Origin of the sequence: Kineosporia sp. A_224 (assembly GCF_002198655.1) — a bacterium.
Taxonomy (GTDB): domain Bacteria; phylum Actinomycetota; class Actinomycetes; order Actinomycetales; family Kineosporiaceae; genus R-H-3.
This window is the reverse complement of sequence record NZ_MWLN01000094.1, coordinates 1-10,628: the sequence shown is the minus strand read 5'-3', so window position 1 is coordinate 10,628 and position 10,628 is coordinate 1. Positions and strand designations below refer to the sequence as shown.

Sequence of the window (10,628 nt, the reverse complement as noted above, 5' to 3'; positions counted from 1 at the left end):
CGCGGCCGGCGGCGCGCAGCGCACCGTCGTCGTCGGCGCGGGCCCGCAGCAGCAGGAGGCGGCCCCGTCGGCCGCGTCGACGGCCGCCGCCGCCCAGGTCGGCGCCGAGGCCCGGCCGTCGGGCCGGCAGCCGTCGTACACGCTCGGCTCCGAGGCCCCGGTCGCGGGCCGGGTGCTCGCCGCCGCCGCGCCCCGCGCGCCGCGCAAGGTCGTCCAGCCGCTCTACCCGGTGTACGTCGCCCGCCGCACCGCCCCGAGCACCCCCGACCTGCTCGGCGGCGGCACGCCGGGCAGCGACAGCGGCGACGACGGCCGGCAGGACCTGCGGTGAGCACGCTCTCCGGCGTCCGGCACACGGTCCGCAGCACCGCGGCCCGGACCCGCCGGACGCTGCTGTGGACCCCGCGGCGGTACCGGACGTCGATCGTGACCGCCGTCGCGGTGCTCGTCCTCGTGCCCCTCGTCTCGCTCGTCGTCCGGCAGCCGTGGAACACCCCGGCCGCGGCCGACAACGGCACCGCCGCCGGCCGGGGCACGGACGGCGGCCTGCCCGGCGGTGTCGTCAACGGCCTCCCCGCGGCTCCCGCCGGCACCGGCCAGGGCACCGCGCCGGTCAGCGACGGCGCCACCCCGCTCGTCCCCCTCCCGGACGCCACGGGCGCCACACCGACCGCACCCGCCGACGGCGAGGCCGTCCCCGGCGCCACCCAGGGCCCCGTGGACGCCTCGGCCATCTCCGTCGCGGCCGTGCTCGCGGTAGCCGCCGAGGCCGGGCCGCTGCCCAGCCGGTCGGCGGGCGGCGGCGACGCGACCCTGTCCCCCGGCGCCGCGACCGACCGCTGGCGGGCCCAGGCCCGGACGACGTCCGCCCGGTTCACCCAGAAGTGGCTCGACGGCGCCACGGCGGACCGGGTCGACACCTGGGTGAAGGGCCTCGACCCGTGGCTCGACCCGGGGTCCCGCGACCTCGTCGCCCTGACGAACCTCGCGCAGATCCCGCGCACCCGGCCCACCTCGGTGCAGCTCGTCACGCTCGAGGAGTCCGAGGCGACGTCCGTCGTCACGCTCGCCGACGGCGGGCGGCTCGACCTCGAGCTGGTCTGGGACGGCGAGACCTGGCGCGTGACGTCCTACGAGCCCGTGGCCGCCGCCGGCGTCAACGCCCCGGCCCCCGCCCCGACCCCCGCCACGCCCGCCGGCGGTGCCACCACCTCGCCCGCAGGGGCCTCCGGGGCGCCATGAGGCTGCGGACCGTCGCCATCGTCGCCGTCGCCGTGGTCGTCGTCACGGGCAGCGGCACGCTCGCGACGCTGTCGAGCAGCGGGATCCTCGACGAGGCGCAGGGCTTCCTCGGCTCCCAGCTCCTGCAGTCGCCCTGCCTGCCCGAGCTCGGCGGCGGCGTCTCGGCGGGCGGCGCCGGGCGGATCGCCGACCTCGACCGCACCCAGATGCGCAACGTCACGGAGATCGCCGAGTCGGCCGCGGGCGTCGCGAAGGAGCGCGGCCTGGACGCCGAACAGCTCGTCCACGTGCTCACGACGGCCTACGCCGCGGCGCTCGTCGAGTCCGACCTGCGGAACCTGCCGTCCCGCGCCGTCCCGGCGAGCCTGGCCTTCGACCACGACACCTACCCCGGCGGCCGGATCCCGCCCGGCGACCACTCGAGCGTGGGGCTGTTCCAGCAGCTCGACGCGTGGGGCCCGGTCGCCGTCCGGATGAACCGCAAGGCCTCGACCCGGATGTTCCTGACGGGCGGGCGCGCCGGGCAGCGCGGCCTGCTCGACATCCCCGGCTGGCAGACGACGAGCCCCGGCGTGCTCGCGCAGCGCGTGCAGGTCTCGGCGTACCCGCTGCGCTACGCCCGCCGGGTCGCCCAGGCGAAGGCGATCGCGGCCGTCGTCCTCGGCACCCGGGCCACCGGCTCCGGCGGCTCGGGGACGTTGGCGAGCGGCAGCGGTGGGTCCGCAGGCCTGTCCGCGGGCCTGCTGCGGACGTCGTCCGGCTGCGAGCTCGCGTCGTCGAAGTCCTCGAAGATCGGGAAGTGCCCGGCGGTGCGCGCGTCGTCCGAGCGCGGCCTCACCCCGGACGCGGTCGCCGTCCTGCGCTGCGGCCTCGGCGACTACCCGATGATCCGGGCGTACGGCTGCCTCGCGACGAGCGGCCACACCCCCGGCTCGGACCACTACACCGGCCGCGCCTGCGACTTCATGATCCCCGGCCAGGCCAGTCGCGACACCCGCGACGGGATCGCGCTCGGCGACAGCATGGCCGAGTACTTCAAGTCCCACGCCGAGGAGTTCGGCGTCACCTACATCATCTGGCACGGCCGGATCTGGAACTCCGCCCGCGCCTCCGAGGGCTGGCGGGCCTACCACCACCCGTCCGGCTCGCAGAACTGGACCCTCATGCACATGGACCACGTCCACGTGTCCGTCAAGGGCCAGGCCGGCGCCTACGGCTGGGGCGCCTGACCCCCGTCCTCCTCCGAGTTACTAGCGCGTATGACCCATTTATCGGGTCATACGCGCTAGTAACTCGAACGGGGAAGGGTCAGGGCAGGAGAAGCGCGCGACGGATCGTGCGCACCACATGGCCCGGGCGCTCCGAGATGTCCCACCACGTGAACCTGAGCACCGAGTACCCGGCGTTGACCACGCGGTTCTGCCGAGCCCGGTCGGCGACGAAGGCCTCCCTGCCGCTGTGCGCACGCATCCCGTCGACCTCGACGACGAGCCGCGCCGCTTCGAAGAGAAGGTCGACGACCATGGGCCCGTCCGCATCGCGGATCTCCGCGTTCGCGCGCCAGCCGTCGATCCCCGCCTCCTCGAGCACCACATGCAGCTCCCGCTCCGCACCGCTGACGGCGCCCGACGCCGTCACCTCGAGCAGCTCCGTCAGCTTCGCGACACCCCACCGGCCCCGGCGCGCCTGGATGTCGGCAGCGACGTCGGCCCGCGACAGGAGCCGCCGTGTGAGCAACCACGCGAAGAGGTCGAGCCCTTCGGCCGCGGGCATCGTGGCCAGGCAGTCCAGCGCTGTTCGCCGTGCGGTGGTCGTAGGCAGCCCGCGGTGCCGGACGACGTCGTCGTCGATGGGCCGGACCACGTGAACGGCGAAACCTGCGGCGTGTCGGCCGTGCTTGGCCACCACGTGGCAGGTCCCGTCGTCCCGGACCGGGAATCCCCACAGCACCGCTGCGGAGCGACGGCAGACGATCGCCTCTGGCCAGGTCAGCACGGCAGTCCATGCCCGGGCGGCCACCGGTAGCGGGTCGGGCTCAGCGGTGAGCACGACAGACGTCAGGGACCTCCACGCGCCCGACGAGCAGCGACGTCGCACCTGGCGGACGGTCAGCCCTTCGGCCAGCGCCTGGTCCTGGGTGAACACCCCGCACTGGCCCTGCGCGACGCCCGGCGGGCGGCGGGCATCCACTCGCCGCGCCGGCCGACCACGCACGGTGCGGTCGACGAGGCGACGTTCGCGAGCGTTCTCCTGCACACCGCGGACGATCCCGAACCGGGACACGCCGCCGCACTCGCGCTACGAGGGCCTGTGGACAGTGGGACGAACGACCATCCTGTGGACGGATCGACCCCGCCCAACGGTCCACCCTCGAGGACCCCGCCCCGGTCTCCCGAGGCAGTTACTAGCCCGTATGACCCACTTACTGGGTCATACGGGCTAGTAACTCCGACGGGCGGGAGTCAGCGCGGGTGGTTCGCGGCCCACTGCGGCAGGAAGACCGCGCGCAGCTGGGACATCGACGCGAGCATCGCGTACTCGGTCGTGCGGGCGTCCTGCGGGGCGCTGCCGCGGATCATCCGCTCGCGGAGGAACGCGAGCTCGCTGGCCATCTCCTGGAAGTCGCGCATCGCGCGGCGGGCAGCGCTGCCGCCGGTCCGGGACGCCCACGACCGGGCCTCGCGCCGTCCCGGGATCGAGGCGAGCATCTGGACCTCGCTCGGCGAGAGCCAGCCCGTCGAGCAGTAGACCTCGAGGTGGCGGCCGATGAGCCGACCCTCGCGGCGGCGGGCGTAGACCGCGAGGGCGACGAAGCCGAGGAAGACGGGCACCTGGAAGGCGATGTACGCCAGGAGGAAGCCGCCGAGGCCGGACGACGCGGAGTAGTTCCACGCGCCGTGCAGCAGGACGGCGACCGCCCAGCCGAGGACCGGGTAGAGCAGCTTGAGCAGCGGGTTGCGGGTGCGGACGGCGAGCCCCAGGCCGATCCCGGTGGCGGCGGTGAAGAGCGGGTGGGCGAACGGCGAGGCGACGCACCGCAGGACGAACACGAAGACCGTGCCGGCCGTGCCGGACTCCATGAGGGTGCGGCCGAGGTAGAGCACGTTCTCGACGAAGGCGAACCCGATGCCGGCCATCCCCGCGTAGACGATGCCGTCGACGACCCCGTCGAACTCGCGGCGGCGCACGAGGAGGATGAGGACGATCGCCAGGCCCTTCATCGTCTCCTCGACGACGGGCGCGACGAAGATCGCGCCGGACGACGCGTCGCCGCCGGCCTGCTGGATCGCCGCCACCGAGGCGGTGTTGATGACGAGCGCCGCGAACGTCGCGACGCCCGCCCCCCAGAGGAACGCGAGCACGAGCAGCGACGGCGGCTCGGCCTCGTAGCGGTCCAGCCAGAGGTAGACGGCGACGACGGGGAACACCGGCACGACCGCGAGGACGCTGCCGGTGACCAGGCCGAGCGCCCCGGTCTCGCTCGTGATGACGAGGATCGTCAGGAGCGTGCACCCCACGAGCACGGCGAACGCGGCCACCCAGCCGAGCGTCGCGAGGACGCGCGGGCGCCTCGGCGCGGGCAGCGGGTACCCCGGGGGCAGCCCCGCGGGGGACGACGGCTGGTACGGCGCGAACTCGCTCACGAGGGGAGGTTACCGACGATCCGGGTCCGGGTCTGCGTAGCCTTGCCCCGTGACCGTGGAGGGCGGTCGCGTCGCCGGGGGGCGGGTTGTGGCGGCGTTGTGAGGGTTTTGCATGGGCAAGCACACCACCCCCGGGCTCGACACGCCGGGGACGCGGGACGACATCGTGGGCTGGGGGGCCTTCTCGACCGTCGTCGCGGTCATCCTCGTGGGGCTCTTCGCGGGGTGGTTCGAAGCCGTCGGGGTGCTCGTCCTCGGCGGGCTCACGACCGCCGCGCTCTGGTTCGCGCGCAACCACTCCGTCGACGTGCTGGCCCGTGGCCGGCACGCGAGCGAGACGCCGTGGTCGGCCTCCGACCTGCTCGAGCTCAAGGACGCCGACGCCCAGCAGGCGGCGGCCCGCCGTGAGCCGTCACGGCGCCGGTCGGACGCCCCGCCCCGGGCCGACGTCGCCGCCGCGCCGGGCGCCCCGGACGAGGCCGCGGCCCCTCCCGCACCCGGGACGGGCGACCTCGAGACCGTCGGCGCCCGGGCGGGTCGCCGCTCGCAGGCCCGCCAGCAGTCCCGTCAGCAGGCCCGCCCGCAGTCGAGGGCAGCACAGCCCGCACGACGCACCCCGGCCGCCGACCCGCTCGCCTGGCTGCCGGGCCAGCAGGCCGGCGGCCCCGTGACCACGGACGACGCACCCACCGAGCCCGACGGCCCGCGGGTGGACGGCGAGCCCGGCGGACGGCGCAGCGGCCGCCGCGCGGCCGGCCCACCGGTGATCCCGGGCATCCCCGGCGGCCCCGGGGCGGACGACGGCGCCCTGCTCGCCGCGGGCGCCGTCCCGGCCCAGGTCGTGCCCGGAGACCGGACCCCGGAGCACCCCGGCGTCCCCGCCGCCAGGACCGCGTCGAGCCGCCGCTCCCGCCGCACCGGCGACACGCCGGCCACCGGCCCCGGCACGGGCTCTCGCGGTGTGCTGCCGGTCGCCCCGTTCGAGATGGGCGTCCCCGCGCAGCCGGTGCACGGCGGGCCCGGGCAGCCCGCCCCGGCGGTCCCCGCACCGCCGACCCTGCCCGGCGTCCAGGTCCCGGCCGGCACCCGGCCGGTGCCGACGCCGATGACCGGTGTCGCCCAGGTGCCCACGGCCGGCCCGCTGCCGGTCGCCCCGGTGCCGGTCGCGCCGCCGGCCCCGATGCCGGGCGCCTCGGCGGCGACCGCCGCCCCGGTGCCGGTCGTGCCGTCCCGGCGCACGCCCGACCCGCTCTCCGGCCCGCTGAACCTCGACGCGGTCGCCGCGGAGCCGACCGTCCTCGACCCCGCGCTCGACCCGCTGTGGCTCGCCCCGGCGCTCGACCTCACCGTCGAGCAGAACCGGGTCGAGGCGGCACCCACGGCAGCCACGGCTCCCACGGCACCCACGGCTCCCCCGGCCCGCCGCAGCGCCCCGGCGGCCGAGGCCGCGCCGCTCCCGACGGACCGCTCCGTCGCCGACCGGGCGGGCGCCGCCGCCGCGATCGACCCGCTCTGGGCGCGCCGGGCCCGGCGCCCGGAGATCCGCCGGCCGGGGGCACCGCGGCCGGCCGCCGTCCGTCGCGAGCCCGCGCCCCTGGAGCCGCTCCCCCGGGACCACGGCGCGTCGTCCGAGCCCTACCTCGTCGTGCTCCCGGAGCCGGACGTCCCCGACGTCCTCATGCTCCCCGAGTCCGACGTCGTGCAGCCGGACGGCCCCGGCCACGACGTCTCGTGGAACGGGACGCCCGACGTGCCGGTCTCCCGGCCCGCGCCGGGGACGCTCAGCCTCGACGAGCTCCTCGTGCTCCACACGCGCCGTCCGGCCGGACGACGCACCGTCTCCGACGACCAGGCGGCAGAGATCACCGAGCGCCGGTTAGAGTGACGGCCGTGGCGAACGGCAGCGACAGGTCCCAGGACCGCATCGTCTGGATCGACTGCGAGATGACGGGGCTCGACCTCCTGGCCGACGCCCTCGTCGAGGTGGCCGCGCTCGTCACCGACTCCGAGCTGAACATCCTCGGGGACGGCGTCGACCTGGTCATCAAGCCTCCCGCGGCGGCCGTCGAGCAGATGGTGGACTTCGTGCGGGACATGCACACCTCGTCGGGTCTCATCACCGAGCTCGATGCGGGCGTGACGATCGAGGAGGCGCAGGAGGCCGTCATGGCCTACGTGCGCCAGTGGGTCTCCGAGCCGCGGAAGGCGCCGCTCGCGGGCAACTCCGTGGCGACCGACCGCGGGTTCCTCGCGCGCGACATGCCCGAGCTCGAGCAGTACCTGCACTACCGGATCATCGACGTGTCCTCGGTCAAGGAGCTCGCCCGGCGCTGGTACCCACGCGTCTACTTCGCCTCGCCGGAGAAGAACGGCGGGCACCGCGCGCTCGCCGACATCCGGGAGAGCATCGAGGAGCTCAAGTACTACCGGGAGGCGCTCTTCGTGCCCCAGCCCGGGCCGGACAGCGACACCGCGCGGGCCATCGCGGCGAAGTACAAGAACGCCGGCCCGGCCCACTAGGCGGCGCCCTCCCCTCGTCAGGAAAGGGCGCGCGGACCACCCCTGTGGTCCGGGTACACTTGACGAGGCCGCCGGGAGACCGGCGCATGGTGGGTGTAGCTCAGCTGGTAGAGCACCGGGTTGTGGTCTCGGGTGTCGCGGGTTCAAGTCCCGTCACTCACCCCATGCAGTACGGAAGGCCGGTCCGCGCGGACCGGCCTTCCGTGCGTCCGGGCCGCTGCCGCAGCACCCCCCGAACGGCCGAGATGTCCGTGTCCTCCCCAGCGAGCAGCAAAGCCTCACCTAACCTCGTCACCCTGCCGTCACGACACCTGTGACGGCCGGTGGGGACGGGCCGCGCGACGACGCGCGGCCGGACGAGGGCAGGGGCGCGCACGCGTGGCGGCAGACGAGAACACAGGTGTGACGGCGGGGCCGGCGGCCCGGGNGGCGGGCGGCCGTGGCGGCGCGGCGGGACGGCGTCCCGCTGGCGGCGGTCGCTGGCACCCGCGCTCGTCGTGGCGACCGTCGCGAGCGGTGCCACCGTCGCGGTCGGGACGCTGTCCGAGGCGGCGGCCGTCGACACCGGGACCTGGGGGCCGGTCCTCGACTGGGGGCTGCAGGGCAAGCACATGGCGGCCCTGCCCACCGGCAAGGTCCTCGTCTGGTCGACCGGCGCCAACGCGCGGGTCTGGGACCCCTCGAACGGCAGCTTCACCGACGCGCCGGCCCTGTTCGGCGACCTGCACTGCGCGGGCAACGCCCAGCTCGCCGACGGCCGGGTCGTCGTCCTCGGCGGCCAGAACGGCGGCACCCACATCGGCACCAAGGTGACCGCGCTCTTCGACCCGGGCACGCAGACGTGGACCGAGGGCACCCCGATGACGTACGAGCGCTGGTACGCCAGCGTCACCGCGCTCGCCGACGGCCGGCTGCTGTCGACGTCCGGGGACGACGCCGCGGGCCGGCGGATCACGACGCCGGAGGTCTACGACCCGAAGACGAACGCGTGGACGCCGCTGACCGGCGGGGTCCGCAGCCAGGGCCTCTACCCGCACATGTACGTGCTGCCGAACGGCAAGGTCTTCGAGGCCGCCCCGGAGGCGAACACGGCGGTCCTCGATCTCGCCGGCACCGGCTCGTGGTCGCCCGGCCCGGCGAACAAGTGGAGCACCAACGGGTACTCCGAGTCGTCCGTCATGTACGAGCCCGGCAAGATCATGCGGGCCGGCGGCGGCGACCCTGCGATCAGCCGTACGGCGGTCGTCGACATGACCGTGGCCTCCCCGGCGTGGACCGAGACGGCGCCGATGACCTTCGCCCGGCGCCGGATGAACATGGTGCTGCTCGCCGACGGGCAGGTGCTCGCGGTCGGCGGGACGGCGTCCGGCGACTCCGAGGCGAGCGCCGTGCTCCCGGCGGAGATCTGGAACCCGCAGACCCGGACCTGGTCGACGCTCGGCCCGATGACCGAGGCCCGGATGTACCACTCGTCCGCCGTCCTCATGCTCGACGGCCGGGTCCTCACCGCCGGCGGCGAGGCGACGGGCCGGCTGCACGCGCAGATCTACACCCCGCCGTACCTGCTCAAGGGCCCGCGGCCGACGATCTCCTCAGCACCCGCGGTCGCCGGCTACGGGACGTCGCTCGCCGTGACCACCCCGGACACCGCGTCGATCACCTCCGTCGCGCTCGTCCGGCTCGGTGCCGCGACACACGCGTGGGACCAGAACCAGCGCTACGTGCCGCTGAAGTTCACCCCGACGCCGACCGGTGTCACCGCCACCGCGCCGGCGAACGGGAACATCGCCCCGCCCGGCAACTACATGCTCGTCGTGAAGAACTCGACCGGGGTGCCCTCCGTCGGGAAGATCGTGCGGATCGACTCGTCGGCGGCACTGACCCCGGGCCGGGCCGTGGGGCTCGTGACGTCGGGCGGCGCACCGCTCGCGGGCGTCACCGTGACCGCGGGGTCGGCGACGGCGACGACCGGGGCCGACGGCCGCTACACGCTGCCCGGCCTCACCCCCGGGGAGCAGGGCCTGACGTTCACGCGGGCCGGCTTCGCGACCGTGACCCGCACCGTGCTCGTCGCCGCCGGCGCCGACGTCACGACGAACGTCGCGCTCGTCCCGCCGGCCACGTTGACCGGTCGCGTCACCGACGCCGCCTCCGGCGCCGGGCTGCCCGACGCCGTCGTGTCCTCGTCGTCCGGCAGCACCGTGACGACCGCTGCCGACGGCTCGTACACGATCGCGGGCGCGCCGTCCGGGCCGCTGACCCTCACGGTGACGTCCATCGGCTACGAGACCCGCACGCTCGACGTGACGCTCCCGCCGAACACGACGGTCACGCAGAACGTCGGGCTGACCGCGAGCGCCACCTTCGTCACCGGCGGCGTCACCGACCGGGTCACGGGCAACCCGCTCGTCGGGGCCACGGTGACGCTGGGTGCGAGCACGACGACGACCGACGCGATCGGCCGCTACCGCTTCGACGTCCCGGCCGGGACGTACACGGTGTCGGCCACGGCCGCCGGCTACACGACGGCGAGCGCGCAGGCGATCGTCACGACGGGCACCTACGCCGTCGTCGACCTCCAGCTCGACCTCGCCGGGGCGTCGGACCGGATCAAGAGCATGACGTTCGAGAACGCGTCGCTGACCGACCCGTCGACGGGCGCCGACCGGGTGAGCGGCACCGTCACCCGGGAGACGGCGAACCCGTTGGCGGGCACCGGGTCCGCCCGCTTCGGCGGGACCAGCGCCTACCTCGAGGAGGCGTTCACCGCCCGCGACGACCTCTACGTGAGCGGCCTGCTGCGCCTCGACACGGTGCCCACGACCGACACCCGGGTGCTCCAGGTGCTCGACGGGACGACGACGGTCGCGGCGCTCCAGGTGCGGGCGACGTCCGGGAGGCTGCGGCTGCGCAACGGGTCGACGACGGTCGGCGTGGAGTCCGCGCCGCTCACGCCGGGGACGACGTACCGGGTCGGCGTGCACCAGCGCCGCGGGACCGGCGCGAACGCCGTCCTCGAGGCGTTCGTCGCACCTGTCGGCACCGAGTACGGCACGCCGTTCGCGCGGACCGCCACCGGGACCTGGACGACCGCGGCGACCGCGCTGCGGTTCGGCACGACGACGGGCAACGGAGCGAGCACGCTCGACGACGTCCTCGTCGACGGCGCCACGATGCCGACCGCCGGCACCGGCACCCCGCCGCCGCCACCGCCGCCCCGGA

General features: G+C 75.3%; 7 protein-coding genes, 1 tRNA gene and 1 pseudogene. 7 read left to right on the top strand and 2 right to left on the bottom strand.

The window, feature by feature from the left end:
* From EDJALFJO_RS34100 to EDJALFJO_RS07555, 3 genes and pseudogenes are all read left to right on the top strand, one after another.
* Positions 1-331 (top strand): annotated as a pseudogene (locus tag EDJALFJO_RS34100) (hypothetical protein); the annotation flags it as partial.
* Positions 328-1,242: a hypothetical protein gene (locus EDJALFJO_RS07560; RefSeq protein WP_088283777.1), complete on the top strand. Its 915-nt coding sequence runs from the start codon at positions 328-330 to the stop codon at positions 1,240-1,242. The pseudogene EDJALFJO_RS34100 and the gene EDJALFJO_RS07560, both read left to right, overlap by 4 nt.
* Positions 1,239-2,471, top strand: coding sequence for a hypothetical protein (locus EDJALFJO_RS07555; RefSeq protein WP_088283775.1), 1,233 nt, complete (start codon positions 1,239-1,241; stop codon positions 2,469-2,471). Before EDJALFJO_RS07560 ends, EDJALFJO_RS07555 begins: the two co-directional genes overlap by 4 nt.
* 79 nt (positions 2,472-2,550) lie before the next feature.
* Here EDJALFJO_RS07555 and EDJALFJO_RS07550 read toward each other — a convergent pair whose 3' ends face one another.
* Together EDJALFJO_RS07550 and EDJALFJO_RS07545 are read right to left on the bottom strand one after the other, a co-directional pair.
* Positions 2,551-3,498, bottom strand: a complete 948-nt coding sequence (locus tag EDJALFJO_RS07550) for a DUF559 domain-containing protein (protein ID WP_143448362.1) — start codon at positions 3,496-3,498, stop codon at positions 2,551-2,553.
* Positions 3,499-3,704: 206 nt separating this feature from the next.
* Positions 3,705-4,886 carry a PrsW family intramembrane metalloprotease gene (locus EDJALFJO_RS07545; protein WP_088283771.1) on the bottom strand — a complete coding sequence of 394 codons (1,182 nt, stop codon included), beginning with the start codon at positions 4,884-4,886 and terminating at the stop codon, positions 3,705-3,707.
* A 112-nt stretch (positions 4,887-4,998) separates the two neighbouring features.
* Between EDJALFJO_RS07545 and EDJALFJO_RS07540 the strand changes: the two genes are divergently transcribed.
* From EDJALFJO_RS07540 to EDJALFJO_RS07525, 4 genes are all read left to right on the top strand, one after another.
* Complete coding sequence (locus EDJALFJO_RS07540; protein ID WP_088283769.1) at positions 4,999-6,771, top strand: hypothetical protein; 1,773 nt, start codon at positions 4,999-5,001, stop codon at positions 6,769-6,771.
* A 5-nt stretch (positions 6,772-6,776) separates the two neighbouring features.
* Positions 6,777-7,406: an oligoribonuclease gene (gene orn / locus EDJALFJO_RS07535; RefSeq protein ID WP_088283779.1), complete on the top strand. Its 630-nt coding sequence runs from the start codon at positions 6,777-6,779 to the stop codon at positions 7,404-7,406.
* 89 nt (positions 7,407-7,495) lie between these two features.
* Positions 7,496-7,571 (top strand) — tRNA-His (locus EDJALFJO_RS07530).
* Between the two features lie 263 nt (positions 7,572-7,834).
* Positions 7,835-10,628 (top strand): carboxypeptidase regulatory-like domain-containing protein (locus tag EDJALFJO_RS07525; RefSeq protein ID WP_233149737.1); only part of this gene is annotated, 2,794 nt, incomplete at both ends.

What these genes read in the sequence shown, in the direction of transcription:
- EDJALFJO_RS07540 (WP_088283769.1), top strand. Translation starts at nt 4,999, where the DNA reads ATGGGCAAGCACACCACCCCCGGGCTCGACACGCCGGGGACGCGGGAC.
- EDJALFJO_RS07555 (WP_088283775.1), top strand. Translation starts at nt 1,239, where the DNA reads ATGAGGCTGCGGACCGTCGCCATCGTCGCCGTCGCCGTGGTCGTCGTC.